26 protein-coding genes are annotated in these 24,485 nt (G+C 51.9%); 10 read left to right on the plus strand and 16 right to left on the minus strand.

What is annotated here, in order from left to right; translation table 11 throughout:
- Both DB48_RS18235 and ylqF read left to right on the plus strand, forming a co-directional pair.
- Positions 1-348, plus strand: a 348-nt coding sequence (locus tag DB48_RS18235) for a 2OG-Fe(II) oxygenase family protein (RefSeq protein WP_041511623.1), incomplete at its 5' end; no start/stop codon positions are given.
- Positions 349-456: 108 nt separating this feature from the next.
- On the plus strand, positions 457-1,398 hold the full coding sequence (gene ylqF, locus DB48_RS18240; RefSeq protein ID WP_041511624.1) for a ribosome biogenesis GTPase YlqF: 942 nt from the start codon (positions 457-459) through the stop codon (positions 1,396-1,398).
- Between the two features lie 140 nt (positions 1,399-1,538).
- Here the strand turns inward: ylqF and DB48_RS18245 are convergent, their stop codons facing one another.
- Positions 1,539-2,018, minus strand: coding sequence for a low molecular weight protein-tyrosine-phosphatase (locus DB48_RS18245; protein ID WP_041511625.1), 480 nt, complete (start codon positions 2,016-2,018; stop codon positions 1,539-1,541).
- A 32-nt stretch (positions 2,019-2,050) separates the two neighbouring features.
- Entirely contained in the window at positions 2,051-3,061 is a 1,011-nt protein-coding gene (locus tag DB48_RS18250) for a DNA ligase (protein WP_235375443.1), read from the minus strand.
- 226 nt (positions 3,062-3,287) lie between these two features.
- On the opposite strand from DB48_RS18250, the gene DB48_RS18255 reads away from it, so the two are divergent.
- Positions 3,288-3,659 carry a diacylglycerol kinase gene (locus DB48_RS18255; RefSeq protein ID WP_041511626.1) on the plus strand — a complete coding sequence of 124 codons (372 nt, stop codon included), beginning with the start codon at positions 3,288-3,290 and terminating at the stop codon, positions 3,657-3,659.
- 249 nt (positions 3,660-3,908) lie between these two features.
- Positions 3,909-4,781 carry a DUF481 domain-containing protein gene (locus DB48_RS18260; protein ID WP_052813866.1) on the plus strand — a complete coding sequence of 291 codons (873 nt, stop codon included), beginning with the start codon at positions 3,909-3,911 and terminating at the stop codon, positions 4,779-4,781.
- A 359-nt stretch (positions 4,782-5,140) separates the two neighbouring features.
- Here the strand turns inward: DB48_RS18260 and DB48_RS18265 are convergent, their stop codons facing one another.
- Entirely contained in the window at positions 5,141-6,367 is a 1,227-nt protein-coding gene (locus DB48_RS18265; protein WP_041511628.1) for a nucleoside recognition domain-containing protein, read from the minus strand.
- Between the two features lie 88 nt (positions 6,368-6,455).
- On the opposite strand from DB48_RS18265, the gene rsmF reads away from it, so the two are divergent.
- A complete protein-coding gene (gene rsmF, locus DB48_RS18270; protein ID WP_041511629.1) occupies positions 6,456-7,895 on the plus strand; it encodes a 16S rRNA (cytosine(1407)-C(5))-methyltransferase RsmF in 1,440 nt (479 codons plus the stop codon).
- Positions 7,896-8,454: 559 nt separating this feature from the next.
- On the opposite strand, the gene DB48_RS18275 is transcribed toward rsmF, so the two are convergent.
- The 9 genes from DB48_RS18275 to apbC are packed head-to-tail and all read right to left on the minus strand — an operon-like array spanning position 8,455 to position 15,391.
- Positions 8,455-9,243 (minus strand): TatD family hydrolase, encoded by a 789-nt coding sequence (locus DB48_RS18275; protein WP_041511630.1) that lies wholly within the window; start codon positions 9,241-9,243, stop codon positions 8,455-8,457.
- A gap of 44 nt (positions 9,244-9,287) precedes the next feature.
- Positions 9,288-9,614 (minus strand): PilZ domain-containing protein, encoded by a 327-nt coding sequence (locus DB48_RS18280; RefSeq protein WP_041511631.1) that lies wholly within the window; start codon positions 9,612-9,614, stop codon positions 9,288-9,290.
- 6 nt (positions 9,615-9,620) lie between these two features.
- The gene (holB, locus tag DB48_RS18285) at positions 9,621-10,538 is read right to left on the minus strand and encodes a DNA polymerase III subunit delta' (RefSeq protein WP_041511632.1); all 918 of its coding nucleotides are present in this window, start codon (positions 10,536-10,538) and stop codon (positions 9,621-9,623) included.
- Between the two features lie 14 nt (positions 10,539-10,552).
- Positions 10,553-11,185, minus strand: a complete 633-nt coding sequence (gene tmk, locus DB48_RS18290) for a dTMP kinase (RefSeq protein ID WP_041511633.1) — start codon at positions 11,183-11,185, stop codon at positions 10,553-10,555.
- Complete coding sequence (gene mltG / locus DB48_RS18295; protein WP_041511634.1) at positions 11,182-12,189, minus strand: endolytic transglycosylase MltG; 1,008 nt, start codon at positions 12,187-12,189, stop codon at positions 11,182-11,184. The genes tmk and mltG overlap by 4 nt, the downstream gene beginning before the upstream one ends.
- Positions 12,186-13,019, minus strand: a complete 834-nt coding sequence (pabC, locus tag DB48_RS18300; RefSeq protein ID WP_041511635.1) for an aminodeoxychorismate lyase — start codon at positions 13,017-13,019, stop codon at positions 12,186-12,188. Before pabC ends, mltG begins: the two co-directional genes overlap by 4 nt.
- Positions 13,019-13,603, minus strand: a complete 585-nt coding sequence (gene dcd, locus DB48_RS18305) for a dCTP deaminase (RefSeq protein WP_041511636.1) — start codon at positions 13,601-13,603, stop codon at positions 13,019-13,021. The genes pabC and dcd overlap by 1 nt, the downstream gene beginning before the upstream one ends.
- A 27-nt stretch (positions 13,604-13,630) precedes the next feature.
- Positions 13,631-14,266, minus strand: coding sequence for a uridine kinase (gene udk, locus DB48_RS18310; protein ID WP_041511637.1), 636 nt, complete (start codon positions 14,264-14,266; stop codon positions 13,631-13,633).
- A 12-nt stretch (positions 14,267-14,278) separates the two neighbouring features.
- The gene (gene apbC / locus DB48_RS18315; RefSeq protein ID WP_041511638.1) at positions 14,279-15,391 is read right to left on the minus strand and encodes an iron-sulfur cluster carrier protein ApbC; all 1,113 of its coding nucleotides are present in this window, start codon (positions 15,389-15,391) and stop codon (positions 14,279-14,281) included.
- A 159-nt stretch (positions 15,392-15,550) separates the two neighbouring features.
- Between apbC and metG the strand changes: the two genes are divergently transcribed.
- On the plus strand, positions 15,551-17,572 hold the full coding sequence (gene metG / locus DB48_RS18320) for a methionine--tRNA ligase (protein WP_041511639.1): 2,022 nt from the start codon (positions 15,551-15,553) through the stop codon (positions 17,570-17,572).
- A 90-nt stretch (positions 17,573-17,662) separates the two neighbouring features.
- Here the strand turns inward: metG and DB48_RS18325 are convergent, their stop codons facing one another.
- Complete coding sequence (locus DB48_RS18325) at positions 17,663-18,415, minus strand: Nif3-like dinuclear metal center hexameric protein (protein ID WP_041511640.1); 753 nt, start codon at positions 18,413-18,415, stop codon at positions 17,663-17,665.
- Positions 18,416-18,626: 211 nt separating this feature from the next.
- On the opposite strand from DB48_RS18325, the gene DB48_RS18330 reads away from it, so the two are divergent.
- The gene (locus DB48_RS18330; RefSeq protein ID WP_041511641.1) at positions 18,627-18,986 is read left to right on the plus strand and encodes a hypothetical protein; all 360 of its coding nucleotides are present in this window, start codon (positions 18,627-18,629) and stop codon (positions 18,984-18,986) included.
- An 80-nt stretch (positions 18,987-19,066) separates the two neighbouring features.
- Here the strand turns inward: DB48_RS18330 and DB48_RS18335 are convergent, their stop codons facing one another.
- The gene (locus tag DB48_RS18335; RefSeq protein WP_041511642.1) at positions 19,067-19,558 is read right to left on the minus strand and encodes a glycine zipper 2TM domain-containing protein; all 492 of its coding nucleotides are present in this window, start codon (positions 19,556-19,558) and stop codon (positions 19,067-19,069) included.
- Between the two features lie 52 nt (positions 19,559-19,610).
- On the opposite strand from DB48_RS18335, the gene aat reads away from it, so the two are divergent.
- From aat to infA, 3 genes are all read left to right on the plus strand, one after another.
- A complete protein-coding gene (gene aat / locus DB48_RS18340; RefSeq protein ID WP_041511643.1) occupies positions 19,611-20,321 on the plus strand; it encodes a leucyl/phenylalanyl-tRNA--protein transferase in 711 nt (236 codons plus the stop codon).
- On the plus strand, positions 20,311-21,015 hold the full coding sequence (locus tag DB48_RS18345; protein ID WP_041511644.1) for an arginyltransferase: 705 nt from the start codon (positions 20,311-20,313) through the stop codon (positions 21,013-21,015). Before aat ends, DB48_RS18345 begins: the two co-directional genes overlap by 11 nt.
- Before the next feature lie 130 nt (positions 21,016-21,145).
- A complete protein-coding gene (gene infA / locus DB48_RS18350) occupies positions 21,146-21,364 on the plus strand; it encodes a translation initiation factor IF-1 (protein ID WP_011865366.1) in 219 nt (72 codons plus the stop codon).
- Positions 21,365-21,693: 329 nt separating this feature from the next.
- On the opposite strand, the gene clpA is transcribed toward infA, so the two are convergent.
- Positions 21,694-23,952 (minus strand): ATP-dependent Clp protease ATP-binding subunit ClpA, encoded by a 2,259-nt coding sequence (gene clpA / locus DB48_RS18355; protein ID WP_041511645.1) that lies wholly within the window; start codon positions 23,950-23,952, stop codon positions 21,694-21,696.
- 35 nt (positions 23,953-23,987) lie between these two features.
- Positions 23,988-24,296: an ATP-dependent Clp protease adapter ClpS gene (clpS, locus tag DB48_RS18360; protein WP_011865364.1), complete on the minus strand. Its 309-nt coding sequence runs from the start codon at positions 24,294-24,296 to the stop codon at positions 23,988-23,990.
- Between the last annotated feature and the right edge of the window lie 189 nt (positions 24,297-24,485).

Here is a 24,485-nt window from a genome sequence, read left to right on the forward strand (position 1 = left end):
CTAGGTGCCATTCGCGCCGCCGCCCACGAAGATATCAACCTGCTGACCGTGCTGCCGGCCGCGAACGAACCTGGCCTTCAGGTGAAAACCAAATCGGGCGAGTGGTTGGACGTACCAAGCGATTTCGGCAACCTGATCATCAACATAGGTGACATGCTGCAGGAAGCCTCAGGCGGCTACTTCCCATCGACTACCCATAGAGTGGTCAACCCGGAAGGCGCCGATAAGACGCGTTCGCGTATCTCCCTGCCCCTCTTCTTACATCCTAAGCCAGAGGTGGTTCTATCGGAGCGCTACACAGCAGACAGCTATCTGATGGAGCGTCTGAGAGAATTAGGGGTTATCTAACCGCTTAGACTAAGATAAAAAGCGCCCGTGGGCGCTTTTTATTTATGATTTTTAAGCCATATCAGGGTAAAATCCCTCCCCAAATTTGCACAGAGACAGAGTACAGAGATGGCAATTCAGTGGTTTCCAGGCCATATGCACAAGGCGCGCAAAGAGATAGCAGAGGTGATGCCTCAGGTCGATCTGGTGATCGAGGTGCTCGATGCCCGCATCCCCTACAGCAGCGAAAACCCTATGGTCACCAGTTTGCGCGGTGACAGGCCCTGTATCAAACTGCTCAACAAGTCAGATCTGGCCGATCCCGAAGTAACCCAGCGCTGGATTGAGTATCTGGAGCAGGAGCAAGGGGTTAAGGCGATGGCCATCACCACGCTGCAGGCCGCACAGGTGCGCAAGGTCCCCGAACTCTGTCGTAAGCTGGTGCCTGCCCGCGACAAGATAGAGAAAGATATCCGCACCATGATCATGGGCATTCCTAACGTAGGAAAATCAACCATTATCAACACCTTGGCTGGCAGAGTCATCGCCAAGACGGGCAATGAACCCGCCGTCACCAAGACCCAGCAACGTATTAACCTCAAGAATGGCATAGTGCTGTCCGACACCCCAGGTATTCTCTGGCCAAAGGTGGACAATGAGGCCAGTGGCTATCGCTTGGCGGTTACCGGCGCTATTAAAGACACGGCGATGGAGTATGAAGATGTGGCCATGTTTGCCGCCGAATATTTCCTCAAGGCCTATCCCGATGCCATGCTAGAGCGTTATAAGCTGAAAGAGCTGCCGAATGATGATATCGGCCTGCTAGAGGCGATTGGCCGTAAGCGCGGCGCCCTAAGACCGGGTGGCAGAATCGACCTGCACAAGGCCTCTGAACTGTTACTGCACGAGTTCCGCTCGGGTAAAATAGGTCAGTTGTCACTGGAGACCCCAGAGATGGCCGCAGCCGAGAAGGCCGAGGTGGCGCGTATCCTGGCCGAAAAAGAGGCTGAGAAACAGGCAAAGATCGAGGCAGAGCGCCTCAAACGTTCGGGCGTTCGTCATAACGACTAAGCCCGTCATAACAATTCAGCGCTTCATCGTTAGCCATAGCTAACGGATTAAGATAAGCGCTTACCACTATGCCGCTTGCAACATGACACAATCGATGACACTTAGATAAAGGCCTGTTGCAAGCGGTTTAACCAAAGCCCCTATTTCGCAATCTGCACCAATAGCTTTTCACAGCTCTGTTGCAGTAGGTCTAACACCAGCTCGAAGCCTTCATCGCCACCGTAATAAGGATCTGGCACCTCCCGCTCCCCCTCTTCTAGAAACGAGAGCATCAAGGTCAGCTTAGACTGATGCTGAGCCGGACAACGCGCTCGCAACTCACGCAAGTTAGCCCTGTCGGCCGCCAGGATCAGATCGAAACGTTCAAAGTCTTCATCTCTAACCCCTCTGGCGCGAATGCCACTAAAGTCCAATCCGCGGCGCTCGCCCGCCAAGCGTGCACGCCTGTCAGGTCCCTCCCCCTCATGGTAGCCAGAGGTGCCCGCCGAATCGCAGTCTATCGACAAGCCGCGGTCCCTTAGCAGCCCTCGAAACACCGCCTCGGCCGTCGGGGAGCGGCAGATATTTCCAAGGCAGACAAACAAGACTGAGTTGATCTTCGACGGGTTGATCTTCGACATAATTATCCTTTCGTACATGTTTTATGCGCTTTTTAAAGCGGCTCTCGTTGCCGCTTGAAGCTGGCAAACCTAGGCACGCCATTATGGGTCAGGCCATAATACTTGTAGGTTACCATGCTGCCAATGGCCGGAGGATGGCGACGCTGCTCATCAGTAAAACCTGTCCCCAGCTTAAAACGTATGCCTTCTGGCGTCTCGACCTCCAACGCGCCCATCATCCCCTGATATTTTCCTTTACCCGCAAGATAGGCGATCACCTTGGCTTCGGCATCTTGATAGCGCTTGAGCTTCACCAAATCACTATTTCGTCCGGCGTGGTAATGGGCACCTTGGTGATGCAGCATCAAACCCTCGGCGCCCTCGGCCACCCACTCGCCCAACGCGGCATTCAACGCCTGCCTATCTTGAATGTGCCACTGGGGAATAATTTGCAAAAACGGCGACAGGTTAGCATAACGCTTGACGGCCAAGGCGTAACGCTCGCCAAAGGGGCTATCTATGGCAGGATAGTCGAAGACCATAAACCGAACGGCGCGCCAACGCGCCGGGTCGGCGTCTTTATCACGTACCAAGGCAGAAATGGCTTCAAACTGCTGACGGCCGATCCACAGCTCACCATCTAAGGGGTCCGTGGGAAAGCCTTTGGAAAACCAAGCAGGCAAGTTAATCGGCTGACCGGAGCGGGTAAGCATACGTGTGCCGGTCCAGCGTCCCCTGACGCCATCGAACTTTTCGCTCACCAGATACTCAGATATAGGCCGGTCGGCCTCGAGGCTACCGGCCAATTGCAGGTCGGGCAGTTGCCGGCGCGTCAGCTTCGAACGTTTTGAGCTCAACTGGTTGACCTCGGCAACTAAGGAGCCAACCGTGCCGGGGGACTTAGCCGGGCTAATTGGGTTAGTTGGGTTAGTCGGGTTAGCTGCCTTATCGGGTTTATCGATATTAGGCAGCTCGCTGGATTCGGCGACCAGCGCCACTGGCGATAGCCAACTCAGGAACAAGACAATACTGCCGACCACTATAGACCTGTTGTGACACAACATAGGCTCCTCCTTGAGCAACATGATGATAGCTAAGCGGTAAGTTTAGCTCAAAGCCCTTCATGCAGATGTTATGGTGGTAACTAGAGTGTTATACTGGCGCGCAATTTGTAACTAGCCTGCCGGCGTCAGAGCAAGGCAAGCAGAGAGACTAAAACGATACTAATGCAATACAAATGCAATACTAATGCGATTCTATCGCGATACTAACGAAAGAAATGGACACCTAATGAAACCGGAAAATAACCACGGTATTAAACGCATCTTCAGAGCGACAGGTTTCTCTATGCAGGGCCTTAAGCTCGCCTGGCAATCTGAGGCCGCCTTTCGCCAAGAGTTAATCTTGGTCCTCTTCATGCTACCGATAGCCCTGTTGGTAGACGTGCCTATGGTTGAACGCATCCTGCTCATCATGACGCTGATGATAGTGTTAATCGTCGAGCTACTTAACTCGGCCATCGAGGCTGTGGTCGACCGTATTGGCCACGAGATCCACCCCCTCAGCGGACAGGCAAAAGATATCGCCTCGGCGGCGGTCTTTATCGCGTTAGCCCTGTGTGGCATTACCTGGCTACTTATCCTCTGGCCACTGTTTTTCTAACCCGCCAAAGACTGAATGATAAGGCTCTCGATAGGCTATCGGGAGCCTTCTTATTTGTGTAATTCAGCTCTCAATATCAACAAAAATGCCGCAACCCTGACATTTTTTGATACAAATCATTCACAATTTTAAATATCCTGCTAGAATGGTAGCGTAGTAAAAAAGTCTTACTAAATAAATCAATAACTTATAATAATTATTAATTGATAGAGGTTGTAGTTAGTGATTAAGTCGGTCGCCATATTTAGCTTGGGTCTCTTAAGTTCTTCGGTTTTTGCCGCAGGAGCTGCCAATTCCTATTCGGTATCAGCACCGGTAGAGCCCAGTGAGATCGTTCTAAAACTCGGCGGTTTCTACTCAAACTCTAACTCCAGCATGGATGTCACCAATCCGGTTCTGGGTAATAATTTCAAGCTTGATTTCGAAGAAGACTTAGCGTTGGAAGAGTCGCAGTTTCTGCCATTCTTCGAGGCTAGCTACCATTTCAACTCGCGCCACAGCATCTATTTCGACTGGAAACAGCTGCACCGTAATGCGGAAGTACAAAAACTTACCGTGCCGTTTCAGGTCACCCTAGACGATCAGGTTTACGACATTCAGTCCGGAGCCCGTCTGGAGACCACGCTTAATATCGATATTGCACGCCTGGGCTATGGTTATAACTTCTATCAGGGTAATAACTTCAACCTAGGACTGTCTCTGGGCATCCATGCCATGTTTATCAAGACCGCCTTCAACGGTGAAATAGGTGTCTGTGCCAAGGGCGAAACGCTGCAACAGTGCGCGCAAACCGCCACACCTAGAATTGTCGATGAAGAGGTTACTGCGCCTTTGCCGGATGTTGGCCTGTATGGCGACTATGAATTCAGCCCTGGTTTCAAGTTCAACGCCCACGCACAGTATTTCTACATCAAGCTCGATGATATCAGGGGCAGCCTGGTAGATATTCGCGCCGGTGTCGAAGCCGAGATCACCAAGAACTGGCACATGTCAGCGGCCTTTAACTACTACAAGGTCGACGTTGACTTTAAACACGGTATTGCCGATGAACTCAATGTGGCCGACTACAACCTGTATTACAGCTTTATCGGCCCTATGCTGTCGGTAAGCTATCGCTTCTGATTTTCTCAATATCGCCTTTATACACGGTTTAACGCTTCTCGCCCTAAGCGAACGCTTGTGTGACCTCTTAACCGCTCGAACTAACGTTTGGCTGCCTGTATATCGGCTTGCCTATCAATGGCTTTGCTCCCCATGGCTTATACCAATCGTAGTAAATAATTAATCATTCTAGCTTGTTAAAACGCTCAATAACTGTATTAGTATTTTTAATTGTAGAATAACTACTTATCTAAAAATCCTGCTTTGTTCTCAAGCGTTTTTCCTGCGCTATTTCTGATCACATATTTGCTGTGATTGGTATTATCTATCCATACTCGCCTATCCATGCTTGCCTTTGCACGCGTCCTTTTCGGTACCAATCAACCATAAAACTGGTAGCAGACCCAGATAGCGGCACAGATCCCCGCAAGATCCGCAGTCAAACCACACACCAGGGCATAACGGCCGTTGCGGATCCCCACGGCGCCAAAATAGACGGCCAGTACATAGAAGGTGGTCTCGGTACTACCCTGCACTACAGCCGCCAAGCGGCCGGCAAATGAATCGACCCCGTAGTGTTGCATCGTCTCCAACATCATGGCGCGGGCGCCTGAGCCGCTAAAGGGTTTCATCAGCGCCGTAGGCAAGGCGTCGACGAACCGGGTATCTCCGCCAAGCAGATTCACCAGGGCGGCGATGACGCCAAGCAGATAATCGAGCGCACCCGAGGCACGCAGCAAGGCGATGGCCAGCAACATGGCGAGTAAATAGGGGATTAGCTGCACCGCCTGGGTAAAACCTTCTTTGGCGCCGCCGACAAACTCATCATAGACAGCCACCTTACGCAGCCCAGCCACCAGAATAAAGCTGAAGATCAGCAGCACTAAGATGCCGTTACCCAGGGCAGTGGAAAACTCGCCGATGGCAGTTACCGTCAAGGTCCCCAGATAAAACACCAGGGCCGATACCGCCGCCAACATCAGGGCGCCATAACCGAGTAGGACGCTATTGAGTAGGGATATACGCTGGTAGATGGCCACGACCAATACCCCCACCAGCGTCGAGGCAGTGGTGGCCAGCAAGATAGGCAGGAAGATATCCGCCGGCGACTCAGCGCCTTGCTGGGCGCGGTAGAGGAAGACGGTCACCGGCACTAAGGTGACCGAGGAGGTATTAAGCACCAAGAAGAGGATCTGGGCATTAGTGGCCACACTCTTAACCGGGTTCAGGCTCTGTAAATCTTGCATCGCCTTAAGCCCCAGTGGCGTCGCGGCGTTATCGAGCCCGAGCACATTGGCCGTCAGGTTCATGGTCACACTGCCAAAGGCGGGATGGCCTCTGGGCACCTCGGGCATCAAACGGCTGAGCAGAGGCTCGAACAGGCGAGCAAAGACGCCGACAACGCCAGCCTTCTCACCCACTCGCATCAGCCCCATCCACAGCGAAAGCACGCCGATCAGCCCCAAGGCGATTTCAGCGGCCAACTTAGCACTGGCAAACAGGGCATCGACCACGGCTGATAAAATCTGCCACTGCCCCTGAAACAGACTAATACTAATAGCGACTAAGGCGGCGACAAAAAAGGCAAACCAAACGCGATTTAACACCCGAGACTCCTTTCACCCCAAGCTTTGCTCAAGGCCCGATAATGGATGTGATATACTGGCGACTAACGATATCTCTATTCTGTTACCTATGGTTCAACTAAATCAAAATTTTATCAATAGCATAGCGAAAGATATGCCGGATCATCTCTCGATGGACGAATTTATAAGCTATTGCGCCAAGCCTTTACGCCCCTCCATTCGAGTCAATACCCTCAAGATAACGACCTCTGACTTTATCGCCATGATGAGCGCCAAAGGCTGGCAGTTTGAACCTATCCCCTGGTGTGAGGAAGGCTTCTGGGTCAAGGTGGATGACTCGATTCAGCTAGGCAATACGGTAGAGCATATTCAGGGGCTGTTTTATATTCAGGAGGCCAGCTCCATGCTGCCACCTAAAGCCTTATTTCCTGCCTCAATCGAGGATGCCGCCTCCCTGAGTCTGCTGGATATGGCCTCGGCGCCGGGGTCTAAGACCACCCAGCTCGCCGCCATGATGAACAACCAAGGCTTGTTGGTCGCTAACGAGTACTCCTCCAGTCGGGTCAAGGTGCTACACGCCAACGTGCAGCGCATGGGCGCCAGTAATCTCGCCCTCACCCACTTCGACGCCAGGGTGTTTGGCGAGTACCTATTCGAGCGCTTCGATGCCATACTGCTCGACGCCCCCTGCGGCGGTGAAGGCACGGTGCGCAAAGACCCCGATGCCCTTAAACATTGGGATGCAGAGGAGATAGAGGCCATTGCCAGCGTGCAGCGCGACCTGATCGAATCGGCCTTTCTCGCCCTCAAGCCAGGTGGCAGCCTGGTCTATTCCACCTGCACCCTCAATCGCCGAGAGAATCAGGATGTCTGCCTGCACCTCAAGGCCACCTATGGCGACGCGGTGCAGTTTGAATCCCTTGCCGACCTCTTCCCAGGTGCCGACAAAGCCTGTACCAGAGAGGGCTTCCTCCATGTCTGGCCGCAGATCTTCGACAGCGAAGGCTTCTTCATTGCCAAACTGACCAAGCTTGCAAAGGTTCCCAGAAATACAGAAGAGCCGCGCAAACAGAAAAACTTCCCCTTTCGCCCGATCGACAAGAAGTCCCGCCAGGCCCTCTGCGACTACTTCGAGACAAGTTTCGGCATCAGACTCGACAGCCAGGGAATCTTGATGCAGAGGGACGATGAGTACTGGTTGTTCCCCAGTAATGTCGAGCCGCTCATCGGCAAGATTCGCTTTCAGCGGATCGGCATCAAACTGGCCTATGCTCTGAAGAAAGGCTTCAAACCTAGACATGAGGCGGTGATGGCACTGGCGGACAATACGCGAGGTATTGCGCTGGATGAGGCACAGGCTATTCAATACCTGATGGGACGCGACATAGGATTAGCCACAAAAGAGAAGCCTCAGGGCGAGCAGCTGGTCAGCTACCAAGGCACACACTTGGGCTTGGTGAAACACCTGGGCAATAAACTCAAGAATAGCCTGCCTCGTGACTTGGTGCGGGATAAAATCTGCTCATCCTCTACCATTGCAGTGGATTAAGCGGGCATCAGTGAAGGTCTAAGCAAAAGCCACCGAATTAGAGCGAGTGGTTTTTCATTAACATTTTGTTACATTTTAATCTGAGATTTGCCTAGACGAGCCCGGCAGTGAGGTGGAGTTTGACTACACTATAAGCCTGAGACAAATTCGAGGCAATCTCAAACAGTAGCGCACGGCTCTGCAAAGAGCCATTCCCCTAGACCCAGAACAATTGGAATAGTTTTGGGTCTTTTTTTGTCTGTTTCTCTTAGGGCCTGTTTATCTTTCTCGTTCATTTTTGCAGCATTCTGTATCGCTTTTATACAAGGTAGAGCGATTGTCATGTAGTGCACTACATCAATGAGCGATAACGCAGTAAAAAAATGATACAGACGCTGCCCGCAGGGTTCGTCTTGAGCACGTTCAACGCTTTGTTACTCGGCTTTTATATAGAATAACTATACTCCAAGCCTCCTGCCGCGATTTGAACGTGCTCAATTAGAACAAAATTTGTTCTCAAAAGGTCAACAGGCCCTAGCTGTTTAACTCTTCTTTTAAATACCACCAAAGCGGCAAGGCATTAAGCCTGCACCAGTTTGGTCGCATCTTTAAACAATCTAAAGAAGTTGTCGCCTGTATATTGGGCCAGCTCTTCGTACTTTTCGCCACGCAGCTCGGCGACAAATTCCGCCACATCCCTTACAAAGGCAGGTTGATTCTCTTCGCCGCGATGAGGCACAGGCGCAAGATAGGGGGCGTCAGTTTCCACCAAGAGTCTGTCTCTTGGCACCTTACGGATCACCGAGCGTAACTCGCCGGCATTCTTAAAAGTTACTATGCCGGATACTGAAATATAGAAACCCAAGTCTATGGCGGCCTTCGCCATCTCCCAGTTTTCGGTGAAGCAATGCAGCACGCCCCCCACTTTATCGGCCTGACCGGCCTTAAGCATGGCGATGGTATCTTCTCGGGCATCACGGGTATGAACGATCAGTGGCTTATCCACCTCAACCGCCAGGGCGATCTGCTGCTCGAAACATTGCTGTTGCAGCGCCTTAGTCTCGCCCGAGTAGTAATAATCCAGGCCAGTCTCACCGATGGCGATCACCTTAGGGTCTTGCAGATAGCTGTGCAGCTGCTTTGTATCCAGCCCCTCCTGCACATCCAGCGGATGCACGCCCGCCGACAGAAATACCTGGTCGAACGCTGCCATTTTCGCCTGCATAGACGCAAAACCTTGCTGGCGCACGTTGACGCACAGGAAATACTCCACGCCGCGATCCTTGGCTTGGGCTAGCAATGTTTTCAACGAATCTTGATCGGGCGCCGCTTTCAGGCGATCGAGATGGCAATGGGAATCGATAAGCACGCAAAAATCCTAAGTCACTACAAAAGGAGGCAAAGGATAGCTATCTACATGGTGCAGGTCAAATCGCCTGAGGCGAGTTCACGGGAAAGTAGGTTTTCAATATGATGTTTATGGGTTGAGGCGTCGGTAATGATCTTCACCCCGATACCTGCCGGTCGCCCACCCGATGCCCCTAGGGGGTTGATCCACACCACCAGACCTTGAAACTCATGACGCACGGTCGAACCCGGCAGTTGATAGGCGATGGTAAGCTCTTGTCCTAGATAGTGGCTTTCGGTGGTCGCCACAAACAGGCCCGCGGGCTGAATAAAAGGCATGTAGGCTCTATATAGCTGATGTAATGTATCAAAATTAACCACGAGATCGACCATATTATTTTAACTTGTTGTTAGCGACTGATACTCTAAGATAAACGACTGAAAAACAGCCATAAAATTCACATTAGGCATCATACTCAGGCTATGATACGTGTCCATGACCTTGGCTGCAAATTTTGTTATCTTGATGTTAATTAATGCATCAGCATTTTTCTGCTTCACCAGTTTTTGTCGCAAGACAACATACAAAACTTTAAGTGCATCAGAAACTTGCTTTTCATCTATATTAGTTAAGTTAGCACACAGGTGCCCAGACGACAAACTTTGCACCCAGGCTTTTCTCAGGCCGATCAAGGCCTCGTATCGTCCGTCATTTAAGGCGATAAGCAGATCCACAGGGCCACCGACAACCGGCAGACACCAGGTCACATCGCTGCTCAAAGTAAACTGTGCTGCCAGCCAGTCTTGCACCGCTTCGCGGCTCGGTAGCTGGCAATGCAGGCGCTGACAACGACTGCTGATGGTGGCCATCAAACGGCTTGGGGTATCACTCTGCAGCAACAGCAGCGTCCCCTTGCCCGGCTCCTCCAGGGTTTTGAGTAACGCATTGGCCGCCGCGGTATTGAGGCGCTCACAGTTCTTAATCACGGCGACCCGCCTGCCCCCCTGCTGGGCGGTGGCTGTCAACTTCTGGCACAGTTCCCTGACTTGATCCACCTTGATCTGATTGCCGTCGGCCTCGACGAAATAACAATCTGGATGGTTACCTGCGATAAACAGCTGACAGCTCTTACAGACACCGCAGCCACCACTTTGGGTCGGCGACATACACAGACTGGCCTGGGCCAAGGTTTCCGCCAGCTGCATGCCGCCATAGCCCTGGTGGATCCCTAAGAGGTAGGCATGTCCCTGTTGGCCAGTCATCAACTGACCACAGAAAGATTCACGAACAGGCGTTAACCAAGGTAGCTCCATCATCAAGTCCGCCGTTGTTATGACCAATCTTGTTGTTGCAACACGGCCAAGATCTCTTTATGTACCTCGGCCATGGTCTGACTGGCATCGATCACTTTGATAGTCTCATCCTGCTCGGCCAGTTGCAGATAAGTTGCCCTGGCGCGCTCGAAAAAGCTCAGTGCCTGCTGCTCGATTCTATCCAGTTCGCCTCTGTCTCGGGCGCGCTGCAAGCCAAGTTGCGGGTCGATATCTAAGTACAAGGTCAGGTCGGGTTTAAAGTCTTTCAGTGTCGCCTGACTCACCGCCTCGACCAGAGGCATCAGTTGACGTCCGCCACCTTGGTAAGCCAGAGAAGAGAGGTTGTGACGATCGCCTAGCACCCAGTTGCCCTGCACTAATGCAGGTTTAATCACGTTAGCCACCAGCTGCGCCCTGGCCGCATAGATGAGCAAACACTCTGACTCATCACACAAGGGATCGCTAGGATCGGCAATCTTTACCAGATCCCTAATTCGCTCGGCGAGCGGCGTGCCGCCGGGCTCACGGGTACACACGGGCGCCAGGCCGGTATGCTTCTCGATAAAATCTCTTACCAGGGCAATGGCACTCGACTTGCCCGCCCCTTCCAATCCTTCGATAACGATAAATTTCGCGCTGTTTTGCTTCATCGATTTCTCTGATACTTGTCTACAGCACGATTGTGCTCGGTTAATGTTTTAGAAAATATATGGCTGCCGTCATTCTTCGACACGAAATAGAGATAGTCGACATCGGCCGGACGCGCCGCCGCCATCAAGGATGCGCCGCTCGGGGCCGCAATGGGGGTCGGCGTCAGGCCATGAATGCGATAGGTGTTATAGGGGGTCTGCTCGCGCAGATCTTTACGGGTAATGTTGCCCTGATAACGCTCTCCCATGCCATAGATCACCGTAGGATCTGTCTGCAAACGCATCCCCTTACGTAACCTATTGGTAAAAACCGCCGAGATCCAGGGGCGCTCGCTGGCCTTGCCTGTCTCTTTCTCGATAATCGAGGCCATGGTCAGCAGCTCATAAGGGCTCTTAAGCGGGATACTCTGATCGCGCTCCTGCCAGGCCTTGTCCAGCTCCTGCTGCATTTTCTGATAGCTCTGCTGCAGGATCACCTTAACCGTATCACCGGCGCCATAGTGGTAGGTGTCAGGATAAAACTTACCCTCGGGCAGCTTAGACTCATCGCCATTATCCTCGAGCACCTGCATAAAGGCCCCATCCTGCCATTTCAGGCGCGGTAACTGTTTGAGCTGCTCACGCCACTCTTTAATGCTCTGCCCTTCAACAAGCGTCACGGTAAAGACCATCTCCTTGCCCTGACGAAGCTTTTCGAGTAGCTCCACCACAGTGTCGTTGGGGGAGAGTTGATACAGGCCGCTGCGGATCTTGGCAAGCTCAGGGCGCAGCCTAACCAGCAGCTTAAGTTTCCAAAGCTCGTCCACCGCGCCGGTTTGCGCCAAGGCGGTGGCCATCTGTGAAAAGGAGGTGCCGCGTGCCAGCTCAAACTCGACGGGCGCATCTAGCTTGAGTTGTGCCTGGCCGTAGCTCACCACGCTCTGATAGACCCAATAGAGGCCAATCGCACTCACGGTAAGTAAGGTAAAGAGTGTGGCGAGCACACCTATGATCATTTTTTTCATAAAGTTAGTTTTAGATCGTGCAGCAATTGGGTTAGCAGTGGGCTGTGGCTAAAGTTATGCTCTGCGATGCCGGTCACGGCGACCACGCCAAACAGGCTATTACTGGCCAAGACGTGATCAAAATGAGCTAGCTCGCGAGGTAAGACGCTGCGCACCTCAAGATTAAAGCCAGCCTCAACAAACCACAGCATCAACTGCTCGCGCATCACACCGGCCACCCCGGCCTGTTGCAGACTAGGTGTGACGATAGTGCGCCCCTGAATAAAGAAGAGATTAGCCATAGAGGCTTCGATGATATTACCGGCCGTGTCGCAGACCAACCAGTCATCATAACCCTCACTCAGTGTTTGACGGCGAATCAACACCTGCTCGAGACGGTTAAGATGTTTGATGCCGGCAAGCAGCGGCTGCCGGGCCAGGCTTACCTGACTCATCTGTAGCCTGATCCCCTGAGTCTGCCAATCACTATAGTGACTTGGGATCTCGTGAAGTGAGATCACCTCAGTCAGCGTTGGCGCAGCAGGCGGTAGGTATCCGCGTCCACCACAGCCTCTGCTAATGAGTAACTTGAGGCAAAAATCCTGTGAGAAGGCGCTAACACCTTGCGCGCAAGCCTCTGCTAGCCGTTGGCGCAGCCCGTCGTCATCTAGCGTTGGCAAGCCTAATCTGGCGGCGCCTTGGACTAAACGCAACAGTTGACTGTCGAGGAAGCGCACCTCATTGCCACTGCAACGCATGGTGGCAAACAGGCCATCACCATAGGCGAGTCCCCTATCGAACGCCGAAACACTGTCCTCTTGCTGACCGTTTACCCAGATAGCCTTCGACATCACTTGTCCTGGCTAATGCGGCTGGCAAGGGCTTCTTGCTGATCCCTATATTTAGCGCTCTCGCGCTGATTATAGGGGCGCGCCACGGGCGAACTTAGTCGCTGGAAGTTGAGGGCACCTATGGTCATCATGGGCTTCAATGCCAGAGGAAGCTTGCCGCTGTTGTAGAACTCAAGCACTATCTTTCCCTGCCAACCTGGGTCGATACGATGAGCCGTGACATGCACCATGAGCCCGAGCCTTGCCAGGGAGGAGCGACCATCCAACCAGCCGACAATGTCGGCAGGCAGGGTCAGGCTCTCATGGGTCACCGCCAACGCCAGCTCACCCGGATGGAGGAAAAACGCTTCCCCTTCCGGGATCACTATCTTGTCGCTCATCACCCTGTCTAGAGCCGCCTGTACCTCGGCCTTAGGACCGCTGAGATCGATATAGGGCGCCGTATGGTCTTGAAAGACGCGGAACTGATCGCCGAGTTTTACATCGACGCTGACACCATTGATGGCATCATTGCTCGGACGAGGCTCAAGGATAATAGACCCATCGTCCAGACATGCTTCAATCTCTAAATCAGTTAAACGCATCTCAGCCAAACTCCCCGTAAACAGCGATTATTTTGCTAAAAGGTGCTGAATTCTCGCCTTTAATATATCGGTTGCGATGCGGTTTTTACCACCCCGCGGCACGATAATATCGGCGTATTGCTTTGAAGGATCGATAAATTGCAGGAACATAGGCCGTACCGTCTGAGTGTACTGCTGCATCACAGACTCCATGGTACGGCCACGTTCGGCCACATCGCGGGTCAGGCGGCGCATGAAACAGATATCCAGTGGCGTATCCATAAAGACGCTCGCATCCATCTGCTCGCGCAGATGAGGATCTGTCAGTAGCAAGATCCCCTCGAGAATGATCACCTTCTTTGGCGTCATGGTGACTGTCTCGGCCATACGGGTATGCTCGGTGTAACTGTACTGTGGGATCTCCACAGACTCACCATTCTTTAGGGCGCTAAGGTGTTCACACAAAAGCTGATGATCCAGTGCCTTAGGGTGATCGTAATTCGTCAGGACACGCTGGTCCATCGACAGGTGGCTCTGATCCTTATAGTAGGCATCCTCGGCGATAACCCCTATCTGATCTGTGCCTAGATCACGGCATAGCTCCTCGAAAATCGTCTTCGCGATTAGGCTCTTACCCGATGCCGATGCCCCTGCGATACCAATTATGACACATTGCGAATTCATGCTTTGTAAACCTTACTCATCATCTGAAATTGAAATAGATACGACACTCTGTGTCTGGCTCAGGGCAAGTTGTGCCCCCACCTTTCTGGCGATCTCCTTATACAACAAGGCCACCTGGCTCTCACCATCCGCCACTACGCTCGGCGTGCCTCTATCCACATCCTCGCGGATATTAAGTTGCAGCGGTAGCTGCCCCAATAGTGGTACATTATAACGCGCTGCCATCTTAAGGCCGCCATCCTCACCGAAGAGGTGCTCCTTATGACCACAGTCGCTACAAATATGGAAACTCATGTTCTCGACAATCCCTAGTACGGGAATGTTGACCTTCTGGAACATGCTGATCCCCTTCTTGGCATCGGCCAGGGCGATATCTTGCGGAGTGGTCACTACCACGGCGCCGCTTACAGGCACCTTCTGTGACAGGGTCAGCTGAATGTCGCCTGTGCCCGGTGGCATGTCGATCACCAGGTAATCCAACTCGGGCCACAGGGTCTCATTAAGCAGCTGCGCCAGTGCACCCGCCGCCATTGGGCCGCGCCATACGGCGGCCTCATCACCACTGACGATAAAACCGATAGACTGGGCGGCGATACCATGAGCCTCGGCCGCGGTCATCATCTTGCCGTCTGGTGAGACAGGGTTAAAATTGGGGACACCAAGCATTAAAGGAATAGAAGGGCCATAGATATCGGCATCGAGAATGCCGACCTTGGCGCCTTCTGCAGCGAGCGCCAGCGCCAGGTTAACCGAGGTGGTCGATTTGCCCACACCGCCCTTGCCCGAGGCAACGGCAATCACTTGCTTCACATTGGGTAGCGGCTCCACCGCGCCGGACGAGATCACCGCGGGTTGGAAATCGATTTCACACTCGACTTCGTCAATGGCATCGAGTACCGCCAGCTTGTTGGTGATTGCCATTACCGTATCACGATACTGGCTCTGACAGGGGTAAGGGTAACACAGCCCGAGTTGCAATCGCTTGCCTTCAATATCCAGCTTGGTAACACAACCTGCGCTGACGAGACCTTGCATTAAATAGGGGTCTTGATGGGCATCTAAAATGGCCAAAACCGGACCGAGCAGATCATGATGAAGATGATAATTCTGAGACGCTGAAGACAAAACGACTACCTCCAAAAATAAATTTGGCTAAGTGTATCAGAAAAACTCCTCATATTCGGATAGATTTAGTTCACTTAAAGCAGGTTTTGATGAAACTTTAGCGATGATCGGTTAGTATCTATGCCATTCTTTTTGGGCACTTACTGATTTAGAGACAAGATGGCAACTTCACAACGTAAAATTCTCGTGACCAGCGCACTTCCGTACGCTAATGGCCCCATTCATTTAGGTCACATGCTTGAGTATATTCAAACCGATATCTGGGCGCGTTTTCAAAAGCTACGCGGCCACGAGTGTCACTATATCTGTGCAGACGATGCCCACGGCACGCCCATCATGCTTAAGGCACAGCAACTCGGCATGGCGCCCGAGGAGATGATCGCTCAGGTACAGAAAGAGCATCAGCAGGATTTTGCCGACTTTAATATCCAGTTCGATAACTTCCACAGCACTCACAGCAACGAGAACCGTGAGCTGGCGAGCGAGATCTACCTGAAACTGCGCGATGGCGGCTATATCAAGTCTAAAACCATCTCTCAGCTGTTCGATCCAGAAAAGTCTATGTTCCTGCCGGATCGCTTCGTTAAGGGCACCTGCCCTAAGTGTAAGTCTGTGGATCAATATGGCGACAACTGTGACAGCTGCGGCGCGACCTACAGCCCGACGGATCTGATCGATCCTAAGTCGGCGGTATCCGGTGCCACACCTGTGATGAAGGAGACAGAACACTTCTTCTTCGACCTGCCTGCCTTCGAAGAGATGTTGAAAGAGTGGACCCGTTCAGGTTCCCTGCAGCAAGAGATGGCAAACAAGCTGGGCGAATGGTTCGAACAAGGCCTGCAGCAATGGGACATCACCCGTGATGCACCTTACTTCGGTTTCGAGATCCCCGATGCACCGGGTAAGTTCTTCTACGTCTGGCTGGACGCCCCTATCGGTTACATGGGCTCTTTCAAGAACCTGTGTAACAAGCGCGGCGACCTCAACTTCGACGAGTTCTGGGCAAAAGACTCTACCGCCGAGGTATACCACTTCATCGGAAAAGATATCGTCTACTTCCACAGCCTCTTCTGGCCAGCCATGCTCGAAGGCGCGGGTTTCCGTAAGCCAAACAGCGTGTATGCCCACGGCTATGTGACGGTAAATGGCGCCAAGATGTCAAAGTCTAAGGGTACCTTCATCAAGGCCAGAACCTATCTGGATAACTTAAACCCCGAGTACCTGCGTTATTACTACGCCGCCAAGCTCAGCAGCCGCATCGACGATCTCGACCTGAACCTGGAAGACTTCGCCCAGCGCGTCAACTCAGATCTCGTGGGTAAACTGGTTAACCTCGCCTCTCGCACAGCTGGCTTTATCAGCAAGCGCTTCGAAGGCAAGCTGGCCAAGGTAGCCGATAATAGCTTAAGCGAGACCTTCCTTGCCAAGGCAGATGCCATTGCCGAGTTTTACGAGACTCGCGAATTTGGCAAGGCGATGCGTGAGATCATGGCCCTGGCCGATATCGCCAACGCCTATGTGGCCGATGCCGCACCATGGCAACTGGTGAAGCAGGAAGATAAGCAAGAAGAAGCCCATCAGGTATGTAGCAATGCGCTGAATCTTTTCCGTATCCTGGTGACTTACCTCAAGCCTGTGCTGCCGAAACTGGCCCAGGATGTTGAAGCCTTCCTACAACTTGAGCTGACCTGGAATGATCTGGCCAAGGATCTGAGCGGCCATGAAATCGCGCCGTTCAAGGCCTTGATGCAACGTGTCGAGATGAAAAACATCGAAGCCATCATCGAAGCGTCTACCGAAAACCTGCAGGTCGCCGAGGCGCCGAAGAGCCAGCTGGATCTCGACCCAATCAGCGAAGAGATCAGCTTCGATGACTTTGCCAAATTAGATCTGCGTATTGCCCGCATCGCCAAGGCGGAACATGTGCCAGAAGCCAACAAGCTACTCAAGCTTCAGCTGGATCTGGGCGGCGAGACTAAACAGGTGTTTGCCGGTATCAAGTCTGCCTACGCACCAGAAGATCTGGAAGGCAAGCTGACCGTGATGGTAGCCAACCTGGCGCCACGTAAGATGCGTTTCGGCATGTCTGAAGGCATGGTGCTGGCCGCGGGGCCGGGTAAGAAAGACCTGTGGATCCTGGAGCCCCATGAAGGCGCGCAGCCTGGCATGCGCGTTAAATAAGTCGCTATGCAGATGATTGGTACACAACCGATATGACAAAAAGGCCGCTAATAGCGGCCTTTTCTTTTAGTTGAGTCGCTAAAAGATGCGTTACACCGGATTGTCGATATCCACAAAATGGTGAGTCAGGCCAAACTCATTAGCCAGGTGTTCACCCAATGCCTTGATGCCGAACCTTTCCGTGGCGTGATGGCCTGCGGCGTAATAGTGAATATCCTGTTCAATCGCACTGTGGAAGGTACGCTCAGATACCTCGCCACTGATAAAGGCATCGACGCCCAGTTCGACGGCGATATCGATATAGTCTTGCGCGCCGCCGCTGCACCAGGCCAGGCGATGAATCGGCTTATCACTCTCACCAAGGTGTAGGGCCTGACGACCCAGGACGCCAGCGAGATGCTCGGCAAACGCACTCGGCGCCATCGGCTCATCGAGACGCCCCTGCCAGACCAGCCCCTGGGCGACCCCTTCAATCGATTCGGCATCTATGATCCCGAGCTCGCGAGCCAACTCGGCGTTGTTACCCAGCATAGGGTGACCATCTAACGGCAGATGGTAACCAAAGAGGTTAATATCATTGGTGATCAGCGACTTGATTCGGCGATGCTTCATGCCGGTAATGGTTTCAGGCTCTCCCTTCCAGAAGAAACCGTGGTGCACCAGCAAGGCATCGGCTTTTAGCTCAACCGCCCTATCGATCAATGCCTGACAGGCGGTCACCCCAGTGACAATCGTCTTGATCCGCTCTTTACCCTCGACCTGGAGCCCGTTGGGGGCATAATCCTTATAGTTGCCTACCTGCAGAAATTCCGTGAGGTATCGAGTCAATGCTGTGCGATTCATCTAAGCTCCTCATATGAATCAGATAACTTTGGCCAATTCTCCGTTCAAAAACGTAAAAAATGGCCGTGGCGATAGCGCCTAGTTTAGCCATATCTGGGCCTCAGTTCATAGAAATACGTTGAATTTCTGTGAAAATTGGACAATTCAGGCCTTTGGACTATAAAATTAGGCCAAACCTTCAATTACACATTAAAAGAAATAGGTTAATACTATGTCAAAGTTGACCAAAGAAGAGGTGATCAGCGCACTCGAGTCTGCATTGAGCAAGGCGCAGGGTAAGAGTGTTACTATCGAGCAGAAAGGAAGCTGGTATAAGATCGATGGTGGTAAGTCTCTTCGCTTTAGTGATTTAGAAGCTATGTTGGCTGAACAAGGTGAGCAAGCTCCAGCAGCTAAGGCACCGGCAAAAGCGGAAAAAGCAAAGGCTGCACCTAAGAAGGCCGCGCCTGCGAAAGCAGCCAAGCCTAAGGCGGAAGCAAAAACCAACAAGTCTACCTCTGGTGGCATGACACCGAAAGAACTATGGCGTGCTAAGCTGGCGGGTAAAGGACAGCTTCCTCGCGGCTTCTAACCAAGCAAGATGTTGTTATAAAAAAGGAGCCTCAGGGCTCCTTTTTTATTGAATATAACTCTGCAATAGCTACACGCCTGCTACATCGCCAGATCGACGCGCACGCCTCCCTGAAGATAAACCACGCGTACCTCGTCATCGACGTTGAAGATCATGCCGGGATCTAAGTCTTGGATCACCATCACCTCCTGGCCATCTTCATACCGTATCATCAGCTCGACCAGCTTTAGTTGCTGATAATAGTCGCCGCCGGCACTATGCCCTATACCGCCCCCTATCAGGGCGCCCAACACTGTGGCCACATCCTGACCGCTGCCGCCACCAAACTGATGGCCTATGACACCGCCTATCAAGGCGCCACCAAAAGTACGCCAACCTTGGTTACGATCTTCCACTAACTGAGTCTGAGTAATTTTACGTACCGAGGTGACATAACCATACTCAACCTTCTCGACAGGGACAGCTTGATTGCGCTCATAGGCCGCACTGGCACTAGTACTCAGTCCCAGGCTGGCAACCAAGATAAAAACTGACCAAATGAAGCGAAAGAGGCTGGGTGTAGGTTTCAACATAAGAGGTTTTCCGCTAACTTATAAAGAGGCCGATAACTAATTTTACGCAATTGTGAACTCACTGTCCTATTTAAATCATGAGCTGGCAAAGTTCCCTTCTCCGGAGTTTGCCCTGACCGATCCAAACGGACTCTTGGCCATCGGTGGCGATCTACACCCCAAACGCCTCATCAATGCCTACTATGAGGGGATTTTCCCCTGGTTTAACGAAAGCGACCCTATCCTCTGGTGGTCGCCCGACCCAAGAGCCGTGTTCGTGCCCGGCGCGCTCAAGGTGAGTCGCAGCTTGAAACGTGATATTAAACGCCGTCAATGGCGCTTTAGCGTCAACCGCGCCTTTAATCAGGTGATAGAGCACTGTGCCCTCACCCGCCAGGGCAAGGAAGGCACCTGGATCACCTTAGAGATACAGCAAGCCTATAAGGCATTGCACCAATATAACAAGGCCCATTCGGTCGAAGTGTGGGACGGCGATAAACTCATTGGTGGCCTCTATGGAGTAGCGGTTGGCCAGGTATTTTGTGGCGAATCCATGTTTCACCTGCAAAGCAATGCCTCCAAGGCGGCTATGGCCATGTTGCATCAGCACCTGTTGTCACACAGGTACCGATTAATCGATGCCCAGGTCATGAATCCTCATCTGGCCTCACTGGGCGCCAAGGCATTAAAACGCGCAGACTTCATCAATTTATTGAAGCGCTTTCGCGATACCGAGGTCGCCAGCGACGCCTGGCACCCACAAGAGGTGCAGATTGAACTCTAGATCCGACACCATACAGGTGGGTATGACACATACCTTCGACTGCAGCTACCTGCCCAATAAACAGGAACAGCTATTGGTGCTGCAGGAGGAGTCGCTCGACTTGACCTTATTTGAGAAACTGCTCGCCCTGGGGTTTCGTCGTAGTGGTGAGACCATCTATAAGCCGCATTGCCCCCACTGTCAGGCCTGTCTGCCCATTCGCATTCCGGTCGATGCCTTTATCCCGTCACGGCGCCAGAAACGTACCCTGAAACAGAACAAGGACGTAAGTTGGCACTTAGTCGACAACTGCACCGACGAGCACTATGCGCTCTATGACAGGTACATCAAGGCGCGTCATCATGACGGCCCCATGTATCCACCATCGAGAGAACAGTACGATCATTTCGTGCAGTGTAGCTGGCACCCCCCAAAACTGTTGGAGCTTCGGCTGAACGACGAGCTGATTGGCGTGGCGGTCACCGACCTCCTACCCAACAGCCTGTCGGCCATCTATAGCTTTTTTGCGCCAGAATTAGACAAACGCTCTCTGGGTTCTTTGATGATCCTGCTGCAGTGCGAACTTGCCAAGCAGATGCGCAAGGAGTACCTCTACCTGGGTTATCAAATCCATGAGTCACGAAAAATGAATTACAAGACGGCCTATCATCCCTATGAGATATTGACCGCAAACGGTTGGCAACGAAGCGAATAACGGCATTTAATTAGAAAAAATAAAGCAAACAGATATTTGCCCAGATAACGAACACCTCTTTACAGAAGCGCTAATTTGCGGCATGATACGCCCGTTTTTAATATTTGAAGGCTAACAGGATAACTGATTAATGGCGAAAGAAGACAACATTGAGATGCAAGGCACTATTCTTGAAACCTTGCCAAATACAATGTTTCGAGTAGAGCTAGAGAATGGTCATGTAGTAATCGCCCATATCTCAGGCAAAATGCGTAAAAACTACATCCGTATTCTAACGGGTGACAAGGTCACTGTTCAGCTGACCCCTTATGATTTGAGCAAAGGGCGCATCGTCTTCCGTTCACGCTAAACGTTAGCTTACGAATGATAAAAACCGGCAGTGCCGGTTTTTTTGTTCCTAATAGATAACGATACCGGGCTAACGACGCGCAATATTAATGCGCGCCCTTATCGCCTAAGGCGAATGATAGCAATCACAGTAAGTGAGCAGAAATAGCGCAGGAAAAACGCTCGGGAACAAAGCAGGGTTTTTAGATAAGTAGTTATTCTACAATTAAAATTACTGATGCCGTTATTGAACGTTTTAACTAGCTTAAATGATCAGTTATTTATTGGGATTGGTATTAGCCAAATCATGAAAAAAGGCTGCAGATGCAGCCTTTTTATTACGTCTGTATATTATGCCTGTGTCAGCCGCTCCGACTGTTCGACCTTGATGGTCAACTTGTCGCCGTCGACATCCACATGGGCAATCCCCCCCTTCTCCAGCTTACCAAAGAGGATCTCATCGGCAAGTGGCCGCTTGATCATCTCGGTAACCACTCGAGCCATCGGCCGTGCCCCCATCGCCTTATCATAGCCCTTCTCGGCCAATAAGGTTCTGGCATCATCGCTAACATCCAGCACCACAGATTTCTCATCCAGTTGCGCCTGTAGCTCGACCAGGAATTTGTCGACCACCTTGGCGATGACCGTCATATCTAGATGATTGAACCAGATGATCTCATCTAAGCGGTTTCTAAACTCAGGCGAGAAGACGCGATTGATCTCCGACAGCGCATCCTGACTATGATCCTGCTGCTTAAAGCCGATAGATTTACGCACCGTCTCCTGAACACCCGCGTTGGTGGTCATCACCAGGGTTACGTGCCTAAAGTCCGCCTTGCGGCCATTGTTGTCGGTCAAGGTACCGTGGTCCATTACCTGAAGCAGCAGGTTATAGACATCGGGGTGAGCCTTTTCTATCTCATCGAGCAACACTACACAGTGTGGGTTCTTGATCACCGCATCGGTTAACAATCCGCCTTGATCGTAACCAACATAGCCTGGTGGTGCACCGATAAGGCGAGACACAGTGTGACTCTCCATATACTCGGACATGTCAAAGCGCACCAGCTTAAGGCTGAGACATGACGCCAGCTGGCTGGTCACCTCTGTCTTACCCACACCAGTCGGGCCTGCAAACAAGAAGCTCCCCACGGGCTTGTGGGCGCCGCTCAAACCACTGCGAGACAGACGAATCGCCGAGCTTAAGGCTTCTATCGCCTTATCCTGACCAAACACCACCATCTTGAGATTGCGCTCGAGATTCTTCAGCATATCCTTATCGGTTGCCGATACTGTCTTCTCAGGAATGCGCGCCATCTTGGCAATAATCGACTCGATCTCCGCCTGACCTATGGTCTTCTTGCGTTTACTGACCGGCTGCATCGCCATGCGCGCGCCCGCCTCGTCGATCACATCGATCGCCTTATCCGGCAGGTGCCTGTCGTTGATATGCTTATCCGCCAAACGCGCCGCTACCGACAGGGCCGCTAGGGTATAACGCACCCCGTGATGCTCCTCGTACTTGCTCTTGAGACCCTGCAGAATCTTGGTGGTTTCTGCCACCGAAGGCTCGTTAATATCGACCTTCTGGAAACGCCTTGCCAAGGCACGATCTTTCTCGAAGATGCTCTGATACTCCTGGAAAGTGGTCGAGCCCATACAGCGAAGATGACCGCTAGAGAGCAAGGGTTTTAGCAAGTTCGAGGCGTCCATCACACCACCGGACGCAGCTCCTGCGCCGATAATGGTGTGGATCTCATCGATAAACAAGATCGCATGTTTGTCTTGCGAGAGCTCTTTAAGCAGGCTCTTAAAGCGTTTCTCGAAGTCGCCACGGTATTTGGTTCCCGCCAACAGGGCGCCGAGATCCAGCGAGTAAACCGTGGCATCGGCCATCACCTCGGGCACTTCTTCGTTGACGATACGGTAGGCAAGCCCCTCGGCGATCGCCGTCTTACCGACACCGGCCTCCCCCACCAGCAATGGGTTATTCTTGCGGCGACGACAGAGGATCTGAATCGAACGCTCGATTTCATCGCTGCGGCCAATCAGGGGATCTATGTTGCCCTTACGCGCCTCTTCATTCAGGTTTGCGGTAAATTGCGACAGCTTGCTACGTTCTTCCGATTCGCTGTGATCTTCAATCTGCTCAGGTTCCTGGGCATTATCCAGCTCATCACGCGCTACGCCATGGGAGATGTAATTCACTACATCTAGGCGGGTGATCTCGCCGTTGCGCAGCAGGTAAACCGCCTGAGACTCCTGTTCACTGAATATGGCCACCAATACGTTGGCACCAGTGACTTCGTTACGCCCAGAGGATTGCACATGAAAGACGGCGCGCTGCAGTACGCGCTGAAAACCTAAGGTGGGCTGGGTTTCTCTGTCGTCGTTAGGATCGCTGATGATAGGTGTGGTCTGTTCGATAAAACTCGACACCTCTTCTCTTAACTTGTCGAGGTTTGCACCGCAGGCGAGCAGCGCCTCTTGCGCCGCTGGATTATCGATTAACGCCAATAGCAGATGCTCTACGGTCATGTATTCGTGTCGCGCGTCTCTGGCTTGTTGAAATGCCAGATTCAAGGTGACCTCTAAATCTTTATTTAACATAAGCACCCCCTAAAATAATCACAAAACTTCGATATTCAGGCTTTCTCTAATGAACACAGTAACGGATGTTGGTTTTGTCTTGCAAACTGATTTACCTGTGCGACCTTGGTTTCTGCAATGCCGAAAGGGAAAACGCCGCAAATTCCCTTACCCTGATGATGAATTGCCAACATGATATCTGTGGCTTCTTGTTCATTTTTATTAAAAAAGAGTTGTAACACCTCGATGACAAAGTCCATCGGGGTATAGTCATCGTTGTTTAAGATCACTTTGTACATCGAAGGCGGCATGAGTTCTGTTTCCGCACGCTCTTCAATATGCTCAATATTACCTACTTTACCCATATTTCAATATTAGCCTCTAGTTTTGGCTTCTTCCAAAAGTTGCTGACCAGCCGGGATAAACCTGTTACTCATCCGACCATTAGAACCAATTGCTGACGAATATAACGCAAATGTTGCCTTTTTGTTAAATTGGTCTTGACATCCGCTTTTACTGGTTTCATTCTGTTCAACGAGCGGTGAATTTACCCC

This window comes from Shewanella sp. cp20 (genome assembly GCF_000832025.1).
In the GTDB taxonomy this organism is placed as follows: Bacteria; Pseudomonadota; Gammaproteobacteria; order Enterobacterales; family Shewanellaceae; genus Shewanella.

Coding starts and splice junctions, on each gene's coding strand:
- ylqF (WP_041511624.1), top strand. CDS start 457: ATGGCAATTCAGTGGTTTCCAGGCCATATGCACAAGGCGCGCAAAGAG.
- DB48_RS18245 (WP_041511625.1), bottom strand. CDS start 2,018: ATGTCGAAGATCAACCCGTCGAAGATCAACTCAGTCTTGTTTGTCTGC.
- DB48_RS18250 (WP_235375443.1), bottom strand. CDS start 3,061: ATGTTGTGTCACAACAGGTCTATAGTGGTCGGCAGTATTGTCTTGTTC.
- DB48_RS18255 (WP_041511626.1), top strand. CDS start 3,288: ATGAAACCGGAAAATAACCACGGTATTAAACGCATCTTCAGAGCGACA.
- rsmF (WP_041511629.1), top strand. CDS start 6,456: ATGGTTCAACTAAATCAAAATTTTATCAATAGCATAGCGAAAGATATG.
- DB48_RS18280 (WP_041511631.1), bottom strand. CDS start 9,614: ATGGTCGATCTCGTGGTTAATTTTGATACATTACATCAGCTATATAGA.
- holB (WP_041511632.1), bottom strand. CDS start 10,538: ATGATGGAGCTACCTTGGTTAACGCCTGTTCGTGAATCTTTCTGTGGT.
- tmk (WP_041511633.1), bottom strand. CDS start 11,185: ATGAAGCAAAACAGCGCGAAATTTATCGTTATCGAAGGATTGGAAGGG.
- mltG (WP_041511634.1), bottom strand. CDS start 12,189: ATGAAAAAAATGATCATAGGTGTGCTCGCCACACTCTTTACCTTACTT.
- pabC (WP_041511635.1), bottom strand. CDS start 13,019: ATGTCGAAGGCTATCTGGGTAAACGGTCAGCAAGAGGACAGTGTTTCG.
- dcd (WP_041511636.1), bottom strand. CDS start 13,603: ATGCGTTTAACTGATTTAGAGATTGAAGCATGTCTGGACGATGGGTCT.
- udk (WP_041511637.1), bottom strand. CDS start 14,266: ATGAATTCGCAATGTGTCATAATTGGTATCGCAGGGGCATCGGCATCG.
- metG (WP_041511639.1), top strand. CDS start 15,551: ATGGCAACTTCACAACGTAAAATTCTCGTGACCAGCGCACTTCCGTAC.
- DB48_RS18325 (WP_041511640.1), bottom strand. CDS start 18,415: ATGAATCGCACAGCATTGACTCGATACCTCACGGAATTTCTGCAGGTA.
- DB48_RS18330 (WP_041511641.1), top strand. CDS start 18,627: ATGTCAAAGTTGACCAAAGAAGAGGTGATCAGCGCACTCGAGTCTGCA.
- DB48_RS18335 (WP_041511642.1), bottom strand. CDS start 19,558: ATGTTGAAACCTACACCCAGCCTCTTTCGCTTCATTTGGTCAGTTTTT.
- infA (WP_011865366.1), top strand. CDS start 21,146: ATGGCGAAAGAAGACAACATTGAGATGCAAGGCACTATTCTTGAAACC.
- clpA (WP_041511645.1), bottom strand. CDS start 23,952: ATGTTAAATAAAGATTTAGAGGTCACCTTGAATCTGGCATTTCAACAA.
- clpS (WP_011865364.1), bottom strand. CDS start 24,296: ATGGGTAAAGTAGGTAATATTGAGCATATTGAAGAGCGTGCGGAAACA.